The sequence below is a fragment of the Coraliomargarita sinensis genome, from assembly GCF_003185655.1.
GTDB classification, from domain to species: Bacteria; Verrucomicrobiota; Verrucomicrobiia; order Opitutales; family Coraliomargaritaceae; genus Coraliomargarita_B; species Coraliomargarita_B sinensis.
Window position 1 is genome coordinate 191697 of record NZ_QHJQ01000003.1, and the last position, 17649, is coordinate 209345.

A 17649-nucleotide genomic window follows, 5' to 3' on the forward strand; every position below is an offset into this window, starting at 1 on the left:
AGTGACTATTTTAAGCAAGTGAGATTTTGGCAGAGCCAAAACCACTAGCGTTTCTCACTTGGTCCGCAAGCGCTGGACGGGCTTTTCATGTCAGCTGTAAGCACGACAAATATAGGACCAGTGACGATCCTATAAGTAATTAGGAAAAACATGACCGACAAAAAGTCTTAGGTTTTTCACGTCATTACGAACTTCAAACTCATTCGAGTTTTACACCGTTTTAGCAGACGCACTCGTCACAAATTTACTACCCGTATATTGTCCCACCACTGGGGCGAAGCCTAATCGGCTCAATAAATAAACTAAATATATAATATCATGAGCAAAGAAAAAGAACCTCGCTTCGACGAAGCCAAACAAAATGAAATCGCCGCCAAAGTAGCGGACCGCATATTGAGCATCTGGAAGCTCGATAGCGAGAGTCCGTTCCACGCTGCAATAAGCGGTGGCGTCCGAATCAAAGTCGTACGTCTCCTGAGTAAATTCTCAGCTTACACACTTACCGATCGTATCCGTAAGGGAGAACTCAAAGGCTGCAACGAAGCTCAACACAAAGCACACAAAGCCATAGTCAAAAGAGCTTTGGAGGAAGACGAACAAACCATTGGCATGATGATCGCCGACGAATTGTGCACCTTTCACGATTACTCGATCAAACGAGGAAAGGGAAATATGCACGACTATTACTGCTTGGCTGCCTATTTTGATGTTCTAATAGCGTCAGATAAGTTGCTAGAAAAGCTGAAGAACTGCTTATCCGGTTACACGGCTAATAGAAAACGAACAAAAAGCCGAAATGCCAAGACACCAGTATCGCCCAAAACAAAAGTTAAAGGCGCTGACGATGTGTCTAATGATGAAGATCAAACTGAAACGGCCAAAGAAAAACCATCCCCGGAGAACAAATCCGTCGTCCCGGAAACGCGTCCGGCAGATGACAACAGTGAAGTAGATGCGAAAAGTAAAGTTGATCCATCAACACCTGAATTAGACTTCGATGAAAACACAGAATAATCCACTATCAGCCAGGTAAAAACCAACAAAAGCCCGGAGATTTACTCCGGGCTTTTTCAGGTCCAATTACCAGAGCGCCTGAGGGGGCATTACCATCTACGAAGAAAACCATTCCGGGCCAATCGTAGAGAGAATGACCCAAAAGCGATGCACTGAAACCAGAGCTGGCACCTCAGCCAAAGGCTACGCGGCCTCAATGAAATTTGGAGTAACGGAGTTCATGATTTTCAAAACAGCCGTTTTCTCTTGAGCAATAAACACACTGACTTTGCCAATCTTAAAATTAATCCGAATGCACGCTAGGTTAGCATCGGGTTTATCCATCAATCCAGCATACAGCGCCAGCTGGCAAAATTCAGCCGTCGAGGGAGCCAAAGCATATCTACCTTGGGTGGTTTTAATTTCAACTACCCAGGGCTTTTTCTCGGTATCCTGGGCAACGATATCAGCCTTTCCGACCAAATGGCCGCGTTTCACTGGTACCTCCGTTGAAAAGTTTTTCGTCTCAAGTCCTAGGTCGCGAAGAATTTCTGCGACCGCTGAACATGAGTAGTAATGGTCTTTTGAAACCCAGCGCCCGCCTAAATGTGCTTCCAGGCAGGCATGGAAATCTTCTCCCAGTTCAAGAGGATCCCCAGAGGGAACATCAGGAACGTTAATAGCATATATAGCCTGCGGCAGCGTCTCAGGCCATTGGAGGTCCAAGTCCGCTTGCTCAGAGAGCAATTTTGCTGCTGCCGTGACGTTCATAAAGGCATACATGAGCCCATTTAGATAAAATGCAAGACATTCCTGCTGAAGGACTTACATTTTTCAATATGGTTCTTATTAGGGGCTCCTCAGGTGTCGGTTCCCGCCACCTCTCCGCCCCTTGGTAACGAGTGGTTTTTGCTTTTCCCATTCTGGGGAGAGTCACGCGACGCGTGCATCCTAAAAATCACATAATCATGACCAATTATAACTCGTCGAGATACTCGACACCTACCATCGCACCTGAGCTTTTAGCCCGGTTGCGAACTATCCAAAATCACAAGGCTTTGTCTGATCAGACGAACACCTTTTCAACTGTTTATCCACACCCTGGTGCATTTTGTATGCGGTGGTATACCTCATATACCTTGTTGCCGCATCCACACGTCATCGAGGCAACTGACCGAGGTAAATGCATCAGTCTTTTTGTTCTGATGTCCAAAGTCAGTGCTGTCCTGAAGCTTAAAATGAGGAAAGGGGTTTGGTGGTTAGATAACGATTACGATGAATCTGAATCAGGTGCCATACTTCCTGCCCACGCGTCATGCTACGGGGTCGGGCTTCGAACCTCAGCATCACATCAACAAATGCATGCGCTGAGCAACCCCCTGATGCTACCAAGGCAACAATTGCCGAAGCTGTCCAAATATAACGCAAGTTTGCTTATACAAGAGACACTCATCGCACAGCACCACGATGAAATCGCTGCTTTAATTGAGTCAGTACCTAACCCACAGCACAAAAGGCTAAAGCGCACTGCATAAATTACTATCAGAGAAAAAATTTGGCGAGGCGGAGTTCATATAGAACTCCGCCTTTTCCATCTATGCGCCGCGGCCCACTTCCACGGGCCGCACGAAAGGCGCACTGCCAAGAACTACAACAAAAAACCAAAATCCATCATGAAAAAAATTCCAACCACCCTAATAAACCACGACGAGGGCGTAATTACCTTCTCCGGAAAACACGGCACACTTTATAGCTTCGAGGACGATATTTACGCATTCGAACCCCGCGAATTTGAGCAAATCACGTTTGCATTCCAGGGGAGCTTATTGTCTCGATTCTTAGTCTCTCTGCGGACCGGAGTAGACGACCTGGAGATAGTGACAATCATACCAGAAGCGGTGAGCAATACCACCTCGATTCCATTCGAAATCCGCATACACCTCTCCAGCGGGACGATTGCGATACTGGGATCTGATGATTCGGTTTATGCAACACGCCCTGTCCCATCCGAGCCTCATGGCCCGCCAAACAAACCAGCGACTGAGATTTGGAACGTATCTAAAACCGATCCATTCGCCAGAATGTCCGCGACCGAAAATGCGGTCTCACGAATCGCTGATAATTTCGGAACGTTGTCGCCCGACCACACCCTTATGATCCTCTGGGACGCCTTTCAGGAGGCCTCGAAAACGGGATATCACAAACTACACACCGAGCTACCGATCACATCAGCAGTGGGTAAATACTCGGCGGTCGAACACCTCTGCGGTCGTGTCGTGTTCTACTCGCCGGACGAAGTTCCGATGCCCTACAGCCTCCAATTCTAACCCCAATTAAAGAAATAAATATATGAAAGAAATTAACATCGACATCAACCGCTGCGGCGAGGGCCAACTCCTCAGCCACCGCATCTCCAACATTGAACTCTGGCAGCTCGGAAAAGTGATTTTTTACTTACGTGCCCCCGTCGAGGACAACATCCTCTATGCATTCGCCTCCCCCGCTTTGGGGCGTTTCATCGTCGCCAACGACAAAGTTGAAATTCACGATGTGAAACTTACCATCGAACACACATTACCGGGCCGTACCGATGAGGCAAAACGACTTCACCTCACGCTTCAGACAAGAGAGATCGTGACATTAAGCGAAGATGGCCTCATCTACCGTGCTCAACCACTTCATCCCCGGCCCTTGGAATACACAGGGCGCCTTCTGTCCCCTCAAAAAATCTGGGGCGGGAGCCCAATGAGCTATCTGGGTCTGATACTCATCTCTGAGCGAATGTTCGATACTGTTGAAGACCTTGCCAATAACGGAAACCAGCTTGAACTGATTGAAGTGCTCTGGATGGAGTTCCAGCGTGAGCTCAAAGCCGATCCCCAAAAGACCGGAAACTACAAAATCGCAGGAGAGTTTATGGCATTCTCTGCCCTCCGTTTACCTGGCCGTCTATTCGTATTATTTGACCTCTAAATAATACACTCGACCATTTGTAGCTCCATCCGCCACTAGCTGGCCATCCCTAAGCATGCCTAGAAGGGTCCGCCCGATGGTGGAATTCGGGATCCCGGAGGCTTCGACCATCTCATTGCGGGCTGCTGCACCCTTAAAGCAGAGGTAGTCGATCACCCGTCGTTCTCTCGCCCTTCGTCCCCGCTCAGGGGGCAAAGGGCGAGCGTTCTGAACCACAGACTCTTTCAGAGACAAGTTACCATCCAAAGATTTCAATGCCTGACATAAGCGTGCGCTCAACACCAGGAGCCAAAAGATCAGCGATGGTTTCCCACTCTTCGTCCATCTGACTATCCTGATTTATTCGTATACTAGCCTTGAGAAGAATAGTTCACCCGTGCGGAATTCTCGGCGTAGAAAAGTTTGAGTACCGATTTCACAAATCGCTTTGCCTCCGACTGTGGGACCCCCGCCTTCTCACAAGCTGCCCATAGCATTTTCTCGGTAAGCTCCACTTTTCTGGACTGAATAGGAACAAGATTTCCAGAATGGGCATCCTCAGTATAAAAGTCGACATTGGTCATCAGGTCCGGGAGCTGACCAAGTGATTCTAGCCCGGATATCTTAACTGGTCCGCTGACCTCCTCAAACGATAAGACTTCCCGTTCCAAGTCCCCAACGCCCCTTTGTATGAATACCGTGGAGACCTGTCCGTTTTTCCAATGCACTCGAATCAGGCGATTATAAATCTTACCCGTAATTTTCTCACTCGTCAGGGTGATTTTATCAATTTGGCGTTTTAGGACATAATTCAGGCGGTCGTTCTGTTCCGCATCGAAATCCTCGTAGCCGTCCAATTCTATGGGTTCAACGGGAGCCACATTTTCCAAAGCGAAGATTTCCTGTTCAAACTCTTTTATGACGAATTCCAAGTCATTCTTTTCACTCTGCAATGCGTTAATTTTCTCGGTCGCAGCTTTGATATCAAGCCCAGCTTCAATCGCCTTCATCCAGTTAGCCTCTTTTTCCTTAACTTCGAGCAATGCTCCACGCTGGGATTCCAGCTTTTGACGCAAACCAATGAGCTTAGTGTCCTCACCGCTCTTATTCAGCGCAGTATAGTCAAGGTCTTTGAACCAGTTGAAAAAAATAGACCTGAATATATCAAATTTGATGCTCGGGTTTTCGCACTGGCTACTTCTTTTCGTACCGCATTTGTAAGCATGGTAACGCTTATCATTTCGTGATACACTCCCAACCTGAGTAAAGTACATGCTATTGCCGCATTTTCCGCACTTCAGGAGGCCCGAAAACACATTCTTATGATTCACTGAGGCTCTTCCCTTTTTCGGAGTCCGTAATGCCCTCTCATGCTGCGCACGGTTGAAATCCTCCTTGGAGACAACGGCAGGATAGTAGTTCTCAATTTCATCACCCGAAATACGCAGAACACCATAGACAGCGGGGTTTTTTAATAAGTCTTGAACCACTTTGTATTCCCATTTCCTTCCACGTGCGCTTTTAATACCCTCAGCATTGATCTTCTTGCAAACACGAGAAGCCCCGTAGCCCTCTAAATAAAGTTTAAAGATATAACGCACAGTTTCGGCCGAATCTTCGTCAACACACACCTCCCCGTCTACAGTGCGAATCCAATGAGGTTTCGAGCCAAGCCAAATACCTTCTCCGGAAATGACCTTTTCCTTTCGTTTCTTTATGCTTTCGCCGATGCGTTTGCTCTTGTGCCGGGATTCATCATAAGCACGGGACATATACATGATGCTACCCATCAGCAGCATGAGATTGGATTGGACTGTCTCCCAGGTGTAAACCTGCCCATCCATCAACGTGTGAATCTCCATGCCCGCCTTCAAAAAGCGCTTAAAAATATCAAGCGCATCCAGAGGAGATTGGCGTGACACACGATCCAAACTTTCTACTATGAGGATGGTTCCGTTTGGGATTTTGCCTTCCTCTGCAGCAGCCAACAATGTCCCCAAATTGCCACTATTCGTGTTATTTTTCTTTTTGTAGGCGCTGACCCCTTCATCTGTAATTTCAACAAGCTCCAAGCCCAACTTCTCGGCATACTCTTTACCATTAGCCAACTGCCTGCGAATCGTGTCTCCCCGCCGTTGCTGCGCGGATGAGTATCGAGAATATAGAATGGCTTGCCTCATCATCTCATAAATGGATTCTCTTGGGATTTTATACAAGTGTATAATTGATTACCAATAAAGAAGAGTTCGTCACCTGCAGCGGCGTCCTGTTGAAGCAAGTCGTTTTCCGAAACATGGAGAGCATGCTTGTGCCCGGCTTGCACTTCGCCGGGGACTGCCTGGACATGATGGAATTAGCGGCGGTTCAACTTCCAGGCGGCCTGGACGAGCGGACGACTTGCCGGGGAAGCGATGGCCACAACGAAAGCCTCTTTCAAACATGAGCCGAAGCTTTTTGACACTGATTTATAGATACGAAAAGGGGCCACTTACATTTGTAAGTAGCCCCTGAAAATGAAGCCCAGGATAGCCGCTTCAGGTGAGTTATCGGCGACGACGTACCATAACCAACATCAACCCAAGGGAACCCGACAGGAGGGCAAAAGAAGATAGCTCTGGAACAACGACCAATTGCAAACTGCCTTCTTGGAAGTAGGCGAAGTTCTCACCTAATTCAACTTGGTTGGCAGAACCGAAGTTTTGAACAGAACTGAAATCGAACGTCGCATCACCACCGATGATCGTGTAGGTACCCGGAGCGAGATTCGGATCAAGGTTGAGCAAATCCGCTATTGCCAAATCGCCCAAGTCGACAGTTGTACCGGCTGATGTCATTAAAGTGCTGGTAGGATTGAACCAGAACTGCGCATCATCGGAAAGAATCAGATCTCCACCAAGGGTTCCGTTACCACCGATTATCCCAGCGCTGACGGTCACCGCTCCGGTAGCAGCACTGTTGTCACCATTAACGAACAGCGTACCTCCATTTACGTCGGTTGCCCCGGTGTAAGTGTTCGTACCGGAAAGGTTCCAGGTTCCATCACCTGTTTTTGCGACACTGATAACCGCGTCCGTACCGTCGACAATATTCCCGCTGAACGAGTTATCGCCCGTGTTGTCACCTCCGAGCATCAATGTCTTTGCCCCTGCTGCACTCACAACAAGGTTCGAGCTCACAGAGATTGTGCTAGCTGCGTCAGAACTATTATTTTGAATCCTCGCACCACCAGTGTTGCTGAGAGTCAGGCTGCCGAGTGTGATCGGAGCAACGGCACTGCTACCCAAGGTAAAGTCCATATCCTTCGTACCGTTGGAAACCAGGTTGACTCCATCACCTAAGCTATTCACTGAAACGGGTGCATTACCTTGATTTCCATTACCACCGTAGTTGGTGATAATCGTACCAGTAAATGTGTTATCGGTACTGGAGAAAGTAAGGAACTGGCCACCATTACCGCCAGTCGAGTCATAAAAGAGCGTACCGCTTCCGGTAAGTGCTCCGGTAAAGTTCGCTTGATAAAACTGATTGGATCCACGAACGGTTGCAGTCACTCCATCGGAAATACTGATCCCTTGCTCGTAAGTATCACCCGCAGCTGTACTATTGTAAGCAAGACTGAGTTGGGCATCTCCTGTGAAATTGATAGTGTTGTTCGATCCAAGCATATTGGAAGCATCGCTATTCGAGGCCAAACTTAGTTCTCCGCCAGACAGGTTGATATCTCCGGAGAAAGTATTGCCTTCGTTGAGAATAGCCAAGTTACCTCCGCTAACAGAAATCCCTCCGGTATGGCTCAGAACGCCTGACAAGGTCTGATCACCGCTTACAGACAATGCCAAACTACCGCCTCCGGCACCATCCTGAATATTTCCGGAGTAGTTAAGACCGGTACCCGCGATAGTCAAAGTCGCTGCACCTGCATTACCGTTTTCTACGATAGAAGAACTCGCGCTACCTGCAAGTCCGTTGGTGGTAACACTATATCCATTCAAGGCGAATGTTCCGGTGCTACCATCATAAAAATTCACCACGTTGCTATTGAGCGCGTCGGTGCTGCCCAGTTGCACCTTACCTTCGGCAATGTAGAGGCCCCCATCGAAGGTGTTTGTACCTGAAAGCGTCAGAGTGTTCGCCCCTAATTTTGAAAGAGCTCTCGATGCCGTAAGTGCTGTGCTTTGAGTAAAATCACCTGTTGATGTATCAATAGCGACACCGGATGCTGCGTCCAGATTGATTCCAGTTGCACCTCCCAAGTTACCGGTATTGAAGAGTGTAGCGACATCGGTTTCCGAATAATCAGTAACGCCGTCACCGCCGGCACCCAAACCAACCGTGCCAGCCGCTGCAACGTTCACAGTGGAGCTGGAAGACTTAGCCGCTTTGTTGGCGAAGGTGAGAATACCTTCATTGATCGATGTATCTCCGGTGTATGTATTTGCACCAGAAAGAGTTTGGAAGCCCGAGCCGGCCTTAGTAATCGTCATGCCGGTAGCACCGTCAGCAATCGCCCCGGAATATGAACTGGATACACCGGCTTGAGAATTAAGAGTGAGTGCGGTGACACCGCTATAGCCACCCGAGGTTGTCGTGAAGATGCTGTCGAGATCCTTTGTTCCTTCAAGGCCGCCCAAAGTTAGTGTGGTTACAGTTGTTTTCAGACCATTTGATGCGTCACCGGTTATGAAGTTTGATGTATCAAGTACACTATTCTGGAGGGCCAGTGAGTCTCCAAGTGAGAGAATACCCGCATCGACTGTAATAGCTCCTGTAAAGGTATTTGCAGCACTCAATGTCAGTGTGCCGAGTCCCGCTTTATTGAGACCGCCGGTATTGGTATTGTCGATAATGCTGGCAAAAGTTACGTCTTCGCCATTGGTGTCCAAAGAGACTGCACCAGTGCTGTTTTGAATGCGATTTGAGTAGTCGTTAGCAGCGCTGGCTGAAGTGAAGCGCAAAACCCCACCCTTGAAAGTGATGTCTCCGAGTGTTCCCAAGGCGTCAGCTGAGGCAGCTTCCACAACACCACCGTTGATGATGGTGCCGCCGTCATACGTATTTGTCCCAGAAAGAGACAAGACGTTGAGACCCAACTTGATCAGTGTGCGGGATGCGGTTAAAGCGGAACTAAGAGTAAAATCCCCGGCAGTCGTATCGACTGCAACACCTGAACCAGATCCAAGATTCATGCCGCCGGACAAAGCCAAGCTTCCAGTATTGAATAAGGTGGACACATCCGAATCGGAGTAGTCGGAAACACCATCGACACCAACGCCCAGGCCGATCGTGCCAGCATTACCTGCTGTGATCGCACCGCTAGCTTGTGCATTCTTATCCGCAAATACCAGGATACCATCATTTACAGTCGTTGTTCCAGTGTAAGTGTTTGTCCCGTTCAGGATCCAGGTGCCGGCCCCGTTCTTGACGAGTTTGATCGAATCAGCAGCACCATCGACTCCGTCGGAAATCCCTGCGATTGTATTTCTGCCCTCATTCACCCCGTCCAAGACTAAATTACGACTCGTTGTCTGAGTAACGAGCAAGTCCTGGTTGATATTAATCGTAACATCGGTGTTCGTGTTCGTATTCTCAATTGTAACGTCTTTATTCTTGTTTCCGGAAAGGACCAACTGGCGATTATCAAAAACCAGAGCTGATGTTGCACCGGTCCCCAGAGCAAATCTCAAACCATTCCCCTTATTGGACGAGGCGATTTCAAGTGTACTGCCCACGGCATCGGCAAGGCTGTTTACTGTCAGACTTTTGTTGCCGTCATTGCTTGCGCCAATAACAACATCTCCAGTAAACGTGTTGTTCGTACTCTCGAGAGTAAGGTCGTAGAATGCGCTAAAGCCCACACCGCTCATTTGTATTCCGCCGTCACCCGAAATATCGCCGGCAATGACTCCAACATCATTACTGCCTTGGTTAAAATCAAGAGTGGTATCGGAGTCCAGGAATATGTCCCGATTCAGGACTGCACCATCGCCAAGTTGAAGTGACGAATTTCCGGTTACGTCAATGCCGTTGCTGGCATCGCCTAATGCACCATCACCGGCAACGAACAGTACACCTTGATTCAACTGAACGTCCCCGGTAAAACTATTGTTCAAATTGTTAAGTGCAAGCAATCTGCCGCCGGTCTTTATGAAACCTTCGGAGCCGGCGATCAAAGCATCCATATAAAGTGTGGCTCCAGCACCCCCATCAACATCCAGTGTCGGCGTACCAAACCCTCCACCGTCAAGCGTGATAGTGTACCCTTCAACAATCGTCATTATTTTACTATCAAACCCGCCGAGCTGTGCAGTGATATTTCCGAAAGTCCGATCCGAGTTGAGATCAAAGAAAAGGTCCGTGCTCAGCCCCAGATTGAATTCGATTGTGTCGCCAGCCACGGTACTAGGCACAGCACCGCCACTCCAGTTCGTACTGTCTATCCAATCTTCAGAACCACCGCTGTTGTCGCTGAAGTTGTAAGTGGTTTGGGCAACAACTGTGATGGTCGCAGCAGAGAGCGCGATGGCTACCACGGAAAGAGGCAATTTGGTACGAGTTAGGGTAATGTGCATTTCCGAAGGCTTGAAGTTCACACCTACTTTACAAGTGAAAAAAAATCTACAACCTGTCCTTTTGAGTACACCATTTTAGCCTAATTCAAAAGACCGGTAAATTAGTCACCGGCGGCGGTATCACCGGCGGCTTCAATTTTCAGGCGGTATGAACTACCGGGCGTATTGCCGAGACGTTGTCATCATATTGGGCACAGATCGCTTTCGTCAATCCGATGCCCAAATCACTTACCACCAAGGATTTGTCGCTGAGCAACTGGCCGATACCAGCGAGTGTGGAGGCCCCGTGCCCCTCGGGCTTCCCGATCTCAAGTGAAAAGTAATCCTTGAAAGTAAGTGAGTACGACTTCTCCTGGTGTACCTTCGTCAGCCAAGCAATACGGCCCGAAGCGACCTTCCGGCCATCCTTTAAAAGATCTACGGGCCACTGCCGGTCCGCGCCTCGCCTTTTCGTCCATGAAAAGGGTATACACACCCGCTTCGACACCCGGTGCCAGCTCGACCTCTTTAACCTCCATTTTACGGTTTTTGTAACCCGCACAGATTACCGAGTCCACGTCCGTAGCCCTCCAGGGCGTAGACCAGGTCATTGAGGAAACCGCGGTGGCTGGCTGTCCGACCTCATTCAAACGGCGTTTCAGGTGATCGGTTCCCGCCATCGCCTCACTGTAAATGGCAGCAAAAGTCTTTTGGTCAGTGTAGCCGCCTTTGGGCTCCAGCGCGTATCTCGGAAGCGGCGAAAGCAGTCGTCCCACCTCACGATTCGAATACCCGACATAGCTGTGGTTCATGACACATTCCAGTCCCCACGCCCGGCTGGCAAATGAACCCGGGCCGATGGTGAACATGTGTCCCAAACCAAGACCGTGGCCCCACTCGTGGGCGTAGGTCGCGATGCCGTAGCCCCCGAAATCCATTCCTGAGAAGGCGGGGCCGCTGCCGGTATGGTCCTGCACTTTGAGCGTCTCCCCCTCGTATTTCCATTTTTTCGGAGCCCAGCGGATGATCACGGAATTGGGTGGTAAATCGCGTTCCTCGATGATCCGTTTGGCCGTCTCGCGGGCAAAGCGGTTGAGGGGCCTGGGATTAAATTTAACCCAGCGTTGCCCGCGGCTGTTCTTTTGCAACAGGGGCTCCCCGAACTCCGCTTCATACGCGACACGCTGCTGCTCGTACTGGACATCGAAGGCTTTGCCGAACATTTCGCTCAGATAATCCTCCAGCTTCCCCGCCTGGCCCTCCAAAGTTTCGTTCACCGCCGCTTCCTCGGTCGCCAGCAGGTCAATGAACACAATCGGCATGGTTTTGAGATCCCGGTAGTCCGAATCCTGCTCACGCATGGCGAAATATTTGTCCCAGTATTTTCTGACCACTGGATTCGACCCGTCGTGGGCATAGACCTGAATAACGTCTTCCGAGTAGCCGACCGCCTTCATCCAGGAGAGAAAATCATCCAGTTCCTTATCTCCACCTTCGGGCGTCACGTTAACCTTGAAGGACTCTCCTAGAAAACGGTACTCCTCTCCCTTTTTGAGCTTCGCCCAGAGTTCGTACTCTTTGATCCCGGGGGATGCCTCCCGGTGTTCGACACTCTTCCGGAAGTCGCCGCTCCCGTCGTGCTCCCACTCATGTTCCGGACCAATCGCGCCGCCACAGTCCAAAAAGACTTCGAGAATTTGCGCATCATCTGACGATACGTCCCAGATCATCGTAAACGCCTCCCCTGCCTCGACCTCTTGCGGCACGGTCTCCAGACTGATGTTGATCTCGTCCTGAACGGCCCCTTGCAAGGTGACTGCGGCGGCAAGCAACATGAGAGGGATAGTGATGAACGTGTATGGGGTTTTCATAATTTGAACTCGTTTATCTTTTTTGAGTCGGGCCAGCCTACTGAGTTTAACGTTTTCATCAAATGAGATTGCAGGCCGTTCGGGAAAACGGGAGTGCGGTGCGTCTCGTACCAATGGCACTACCTAAAGAATAAGTCTGCAGCGGCCACCGCCGCCGGGTCGGACAAAAAAGCGACAGGAGTGTCGCTTCTACAAACGAAAGCTCTTTTAAAATAGTGCCATTGGCGTCTCGCACCGCACAACACTGCAGGGCGAGACGCCCTGCTTTCCCAAACGAAGTTTCCAGAAGTGCTCATGTGTTTCTTATAAAATATTATGAGAGGTATATTTTGTAGCCGGGGCGATTCATCCCGACTACTTTTCCGTTTTGCGTCATGTCGATTACTTTAAATTCACAACATTAGTGAGGCGATAACAGCTTCTGCATATAGCTTAAACGCCCCTCACGCACCGCCTGGCTGCCGACTCTCTTGCCGTCGGCATCCTTAATCGCCGCGTTTCTGCCAGCAAGCGAAGCCTCCTCCCAAGTGGCATGATCGGGAAAGGGACCCGTCCCGTACGAAGGGTCGAAAATCGTTTCGCCCACCTTGAGAATGACATGATTGGGAAAGCCCGGCTTGGGATTGCTCGTCCTCTGTCCGGGCACGCCGGCAAGCGGCCAAATGTTCACCTGACTCAGATAACGGGCGTCTTCCCCGGCGAGTTTGAGCGTGTCACTTATATCCAAAATCGTGTCGTCGCCGGCGGGTTCCGTATTGAGCACACCATCGGGACCCGGTCCGATCACCGGCACCTCCGGCGCACCTGTTCCGAGGGGCATCACCTGCTCTTCGCCATCGATTGCGGCCGTCTCGACGATCCCGTTGGGGCCTGTGCTGATCCATGAATCATCGTGAACCAAATCGTCGCCGCCCGTGTTCCGGGGCAACTGGGCAAATCTGCGCCGTGGCAAATAGGTATGCAGGTTTAGACCGGCCGAACCCTTGCCCAGTGACACCGTCACGCGCCCCATCGCCGCCGACTTCATTCCGTCCTGTGGCGTCGTCTCGAGGATGCCGTTGGGGCCGGTCAGGACCCAGCCTTTGCCATTGGCGTCTCTCGTCAGGCTGTCGTCCCCCGACACCACGACCTCGGCTTCAGTCTCCGTGATCTGATAGCCACGTTGTTGGGCGACACCAAAACCGAGCGGGACCACCGGAAGGAAGTCATTCATATCCAACTCGGTTTGCACGATGCCATCCGGCCCGGTCAGGAGATAATTTCCCCAGGAACGTCCGCGAATAATGTCATCCCCCTTCAGCTGATCTTTTTGAAATTTCGCAGGCACCACCTCAACGGCTCGCGTATTGGGTCGACCGGAACCGACCTCGATCGCTTGCTCGTCATCACCTGCGACCGTCGTCTCGCAGATACCATTCGGCCCGCTGCTGATGAACCGGGCCCCATCGAGGTGGGCCCAGCGGCGGACCATTATCCCGCCTTTCCCCTTAGACATGACCATCATGACCTCGCTATCGATCCCCATCGCGCCCAACGCGGCGTATTGCAAAAAGGCCCAGGTCGTGCATTGGCCGGTACCGGCCACCAGCAGGCCCCGAAGATCCCCGGCCGTGCTGTGGTAGGCGCCATAGTAGGCGAGAGCTTGTCCGTCGCGAGCGCGCGGAACATGCCGCGCCGCGAAGGGTTGCCAGACGGCATCAATAATTTCGGCATCCTCCTCCAAACCGGCCGCTGCGCGGCAGGCCAGGTTCACCGTCGTGTGCAGCAGGGGCACCCCTTCCCCAGGTGACTCGCGAAGCAGGTAGAGAGGCACGGTCGAAACACCGGCGTCGTAAGGACTGCCATCGGCTGTTTTCAAATGCCAGCGAATAGTAAATGCTTCGGCGTAACCGATCTCGGCAGGAAGCGGGTGCTGACAGCTTAATACATCGGCGACCCACTCACCATTCAACCTCTTTGCCCTTCCCGAAAATCGGGTCTGGTAAAGCTCGGTTTTGCCCTCTCCGACATGAAATTCCGCCCTCACATCGCCGATAATTTGAACATCAGACTGTGCGCCTTCAGGGGCACGAAATCGGGCGGAGAGCTCCGGTACCGTACCGCGCACGTAGGCGACCGGCCCACCATGAAGGTTATAGTATTCAGGCATCGCGGGGGATACATAGGGGGCATTCGCAGCAGCCAACCCGCCCTTCAAATCAGGAGCCACCCAATCGGCATTCAAGCAGGTACCGTAGCCGTCGAGTTCCACCTCATGCTGACCGTCACCACCGAACTCCAGTGTCAGCAAGGTAGCTGACTCGGCGGATTCAACGGCCCGGGCGCAAAATAGTGATAGTAAAATAAGAAAGAACCTAGGTGTTTGTTTACTGTGCATTTCCCCGGCTATTCCGGACCTACAGATTCAGAAAAAACCTTGATCTGTTTCGAGGAGACCCTAGCTACGTCCGGACCTCGGATTTTTATCCGTGTTCCTCCGCATCCATCCGTGGTTCATTCCATTCTATTTCCTATTTCCTAACAGCAGCTCGATCATGGCACGCCCGGCGGCGTCGCCGACCAGCAGGTAGGTCTCGGCGTTCAGGTTGTAGTGGAAATCCGCACCGCTGGGCTTGGGTGACTCTTTACCGTCGCGCCAGTACGGCAGGGCATCGAAAGATTTGACGTTGCCCTCGAATTCGGGGTGGCGGGATGGATCGTCGATCGCCATCTGTCCGGCCCAGATTTGGCCGTAGGCCGACTCCGGATCGTAGCTTTCGCCACCAAAAGCGATGGTGGACACGACAAATGGGGCGTTGGCTGCCCCGCTGCCCGGGTAGCGCGTTTCAAAGTCGTTTCGCAGCGCCTTGATCAGCGTCTCCAGATTTTGCTCATAGCGCGGAGGATAGGGCCCATTATACTGGTCCCTGTGGCCCTGCCACCAGACGAAGCCGGCGATCTCAAAGCCACGCGAGGCCCAATCCGGGTATTCGGCGGCAAAGTTATCAAGGACGTCGGCGGCATTGAAGATCGAATATTCTTTCCAGTATTTCTGCCATGAGGTTCCGACCCCGGGTTCGGTGGCCGGACTGGACGTATGCGCCGAGGTGCACAGGTAAATCATGCCTCCACGGGTCGCCCAGCTTGGTTTCGGATAGTCGGTGGCATTCACCCATTCAGCCGGCCCCATGTCTTCCTCGGCCAGGAAGCAGTCGTCATACTGTTTACCGGCATACCAAACCGCGACCTCCGGTGATTCGCCGGCGGGATGCAGCCGCCACGGGTCGCCGTAGCCCGCGTAGATGTTGCCGTCCGTCCACTTGTAACGCTCGCTGCCCGGCGGCAGGAAATCGAAGCCGATGGCGCGGTTCCCCTGAGATGACTTGAGCAGGAGGACCGGCTCCTCATGATGGTAACCCATCACCTGGCCGAATCCCAGTTCGGGCCCGAAATTGCCGCCCCAGACATCGGGAGCCAGCGGCCCCTTGCCCGTCGCCGCGACCACGCCGCGGTAGTGGACATCGTCGCGGGACATCCAACCGCCGCCCTCGGCAACGAGATGGGGAAATTTGTTTTCGGTTCCGGTCATGGTCTCAAGAGTTCCGGGTCCGTCACCGGCAATCGTGCCATAGCCGACCATATTCGACTGGCCGGCCATAATGTAGACTTTGACCGGACCATCGTCCGCATCATCCGGCGCGGGTAGTGGATAGGGAATATTTGGCTTTTCGCTTTCCAGGTTGGGGTTGGTGAGCGAGGCAGCTACCTCATACCAGTCCCAGGCACCGTCGTTATCACTATCGGTATCGAGCGGATCGGTGCCGGTGGCGTTGGCATCCACAAAGACGCCATCATTGGTTTCCACCCCGTCTTCGAGGCCGTCCTGATCGGAGTCCGCATTCTTCGGATCGGTGCCAATCGTAGCTTCGCCGCGGAAGCTACGCTGACCGGAATATTCCGTGAAGACAATCCCCTCGGCGGCCCAAGAGGCGAAGCGGGAATCGCTCCTGTCAATCGTGATACTCGCTCCATCAAGCAGTCCATCTCCGTCGCTGTCGGCTCGAGTCGGCTCGGTGCCGGCGGCGCGTTCCGCTCCGTCCTCCAGACCGTCGCCATCACTGTCGGCGTCCGTCGGATCGGTGCCGGCTTGAAATTCTTCAGAATTGCTCAGTCCATCGCTGTCGCTATCGGCCGAGCCATCCATCGACTGGGGGCCGTCCGAATACCGTTCTTCATAGGCGTCCGGAAGCGCGTCACCGTCACTGTCTTCGACTACGAAAGTGCCCAACCCACCCGTGGCCGGTGCCCCGCTCGGAGCACCCTCAAGGTAGTTGTCGACCCGCCAGTAGTAAGTGCCCGCTGCCGCAAGCGAATGAGAAAAGCGGGTCAGGTTCGCTTCGGAGTCCGAGGCATCCTGCACCATGGTAAGGGACTCGGGGTCCGTGCCGACCCAGACATCGGACCAGACGTCAGTGCCGACGTTGGCAACATCATTGGTCCAAGTCAGTTCCACACTGGGGCCGGGCACCGTGATTTCGGCAACCGGTGACACGAGCACGGGGCCAGGGACCCGCTCCGCATCGACCACCACCCCCATGAAACGGGCACGACCGCTGCTCGATCCGGTGTAGGCGTAGCTGATCGTTTCATAAGATCCGTCGGCGTTATCGAAAGAAAAAGCGAGCACATACATGTTGCGGGTCGGATCGGGATCGATCGAAGCGGAGCCGGCATCGAGATCGGACTGCCCGCTGCCACTCATGCTGAGATCGACCTGAAAGGGATCCTCGAATCCACCGCAGAGCACGTAAACCGTGCCGGAGGTGAAGCGTGAAATGTCGATGGTCCCGGTTACATCGTAGCCTCCGGAGATGGTCTCGAAACTTACTCCGTAATTGGCGGCATCACCACCGGAGAAGTCGGTGCCGGGATTGTTGGTGGTCCAGACGTCGCCACGGTCAAATTCCGCAAAGGCGGTCACGGCGGCACAGTCGTAAGTGATGGCGGGACCGAAGGAAGCATAGGCCGCGATTTCACCGTTTTTACCGGTCGTGGCGTTATGCAGAAAAGCGTAGGCTTCGACCGTGCAATCGCCGAAGTTTCCGCTGAGCGCACCGAAAGTCGAGCCCGTGCCGGCGTAGCCCGCCTTGCCGTCGTAAACGGATACTTTGAAATCGCTGTTGCTGCTGATCAGGACCGACGAATCATGGCTGATCGACGCGGCCTGAGCACTAACGGCGGAGGCGCCCAGGAAGAACAGAGTCGCGAATAATTTATGGGAAGATGCGTGCATAATCATAGAAATG

The 17649-nt window shown here is 52.2% G+C and carries 11 protein-coding genes; 5 read left to right on the forward strand and 6 right to left on the reverse strand.

Features of this window, described 5'->3' with window-relative positions; translation table 11 throughout:
- Positions 1-318 precede the first annotated feature (318 nt).
- Positions 319-1014, forward strand: coding sequence for a hypothetical protein (locus DDZ13_RS05525; RefSeq protein ID WP_110130438.1), 696 nt, complete (start codon positions 319-321; stop codon positions 1012-1014).
- Between the two features lie 183 nt (positions 1015-1197).
- On the opposite strand, the gene DDZ13_RS05530 is transcribed toward DDZ13_RS05525, so the two are convergent.
- Positions 1198-1764 carry a type I restriction enzyme HsdR N-terminal domain-containing protein gene (locus tag DDZ13_RS05530; protein WP_146209250.1) on the reverse strand — a complete coding sequence of 189 codons (567 nt, stop codon included), beginning with the start codon at positions 1762-1764 and terminating at the stop codon, positions 1198-1200.
- 197 nt (positions 1765-1961) lie between these two features.
- Here DDZ13_RS05530 and DDZ13_RS05535 point away from each other — a divergent pair, with 197 nt between their 5' ends.
- The 3 genes from DDZ13_RS05535 to DDZ13_RS05545 all read left to right on the forward strand — a co-directional run bounded on the left by DDZ13_RS05535 (position 1962) and on the right by DDZ13_RS05545 (position 3966).
- Complete coding sequence (locus DDZ13_RS05535) at positions 1962-2528, forward strand: hypothetical protein (protein ID WP_146209251.1); 567 nt, start codon at positions 1962-1964, stop codon at positions 2526-2528.
- A gap of 138 nt (positions 2529-2666) precedes the next feature.
- Positions 2667-3320, forward strand: coding sequence for a hypothetical protein (locus DDZ13_RS05540; protein ID WP_110130441.1), 654 nt, complete (start codon positions 2667-2669; stop codon positions 3318-3320).
- A 22-nt stretch (positions 3321-3342) separates the two neighbouring features.
- Positions 3343-3966 (forward strand): hypothetical protein, encoded by a 624-nt coding sequence (locus DDZ13_RS05545; RefSeq protein ID WP_110130442.1) that lies wholly within the window; start codon positions 3343-3345, stop codon positions 3964-3966.
- 350 nt (positions 3967-4316) lie between these two features.
- Here the strand turns inward: DDZ13_RS05545 and DDZ13_RS05550 are convergent, their stop codons facing one another.
- Positions 4317-6161, reverse strand: a complete 1845-nt coding sequence (locus tag DDZ13_RS05550) for a recombinase family protein (RefSeq protein WP_146209252.1) — start codon at positions 6159-6161, stop codon at positions 4317-4319.
- 8 nt (positions 6162-6169) lie between these two features.
- Between DDZ13_RS05550 and DDZ13_RS05555 the strand changes: the two genes are divergently transcribed.
- Positions 6170-6388 carry an NAD(P)/FAD-dependent oxidoreductase gene (locus DDZ13_RS05555; RefSeq protein ID WP_199221056.1) on the forward strand — a complete coding sequence of 73 codons (219 nt, stop codon included), beginning with the start codon at positions 6170-6172 and terminating at the stop codon, positions 6386-6388.
- Positions 6389-6488: 100 nt separating this feature from the next.
- Here the strand turns inward: DDZ13_RS05555 and DDZ13_RS05560 are convergent, their stop codons facing one another.
- From DDZ13_RS05560 to DDZ13_RS05575, 4 genes are all read right to left on the reverse strand, one after another.
- Positions 6489-10535, reverse strand: coding sequence for a beta strand repeat-containing protein (locus DDZ13_RS05560; protein WP_110130444.1), 4047 nt, complete (start codon positions 10533-10535; stop codon positions 6489-6491).
- Between the two features lie 287 nt (positions 10536-10822).
- Complete coding sequence (locus tag DDZ13_RS05565; RefSeq protein WP_146209254.1) at positions 10823-12364, reverse strand: hypothetical protein; 1542 nt, start codon at positions 12362-12364, stop codon at positions 10823-10825.
- Between the two features lie 400 nt (positions 12365-12764).
- Positions 12765-14741 (reverse strand): hypothetical protein, encoded by a 1977-nt coding sequence (locus DDZ13_RS05570; protein ID WP_146209255.1) that lies wholly within the window; start codon positions 14739-14741, stop codon positions 12765-12767.
- Positions 14742-14867: 126 nt separating this feature from the next.
- Positions 14868-17636 (reverse strand): sialate O-acetylesterase family protein, encoded by a 2769-nt coding sequence (locus DDZ13_RS05575; RefSeq protein ID WP_146209256.1) that lies wholly within the window; start codon positions 17634-17636, stop codon positions 14868-14870.
- Between the last annotated feature and the right edge of the window lie 13 nt (positions 17637-17649).

Coding starts and splice junctions, on each gene's coding strand:
- DDZ13_RS05525 (WP_110130438.1), top strand. CDS start 319: ATGAGCAAAGAAAAAGAACCTCGCTTCGACGAAGCCAAACAAAATGAA.
- DDZ13_RS05530 (WP_146209250.1), bottom strand. CDS start 1,764: ATGAACGTCACGGCAGCAGCAAAATTGCTCTCTGAGCAAGCGGACTTG.
- DDZ13_RS05535 (WP_146209251.1), top strand. CDS start 1,962: ATGACCAATTATAACTCGTCGAGATACTCGACACCTACCATCGCACCT.
- DDZ13_RS05540 (WP_110130441.1), top strand. CDS start 2,667: ATGAAAAAAATTCCAACCACCCTAATAAACCACGACGAGGGCGTAATT.
- DDZ13_RS05545 (WP_110130442.1), top strand. CDS start 3,343: ATGAAAGAAATTAACATCGACATCAACCGCTGCGGCGAGGGCCAACTC.
- DDZ13_RS05565 (WP_146209254.1), bottom strand. CDS start 12,364: ATGAAAACCCCATACACGTTCATCACTATCCCTCTCATGTTGCTTGCC.
- DDZ13_RS05570 (WP_146209255.1), bottom strand. CDS start 14,741: ATGCACAGTAAACAAACACCTAGGTTCTTTCTTATTTTACTATCACTA.
- DDZ13_RS05575 (WP_146209256.1), bottom strand. CDS start 17,636: ATGCACGCATCTTCCCATAAATTATTCGCGACTCTGTTCTTCCTGGGC.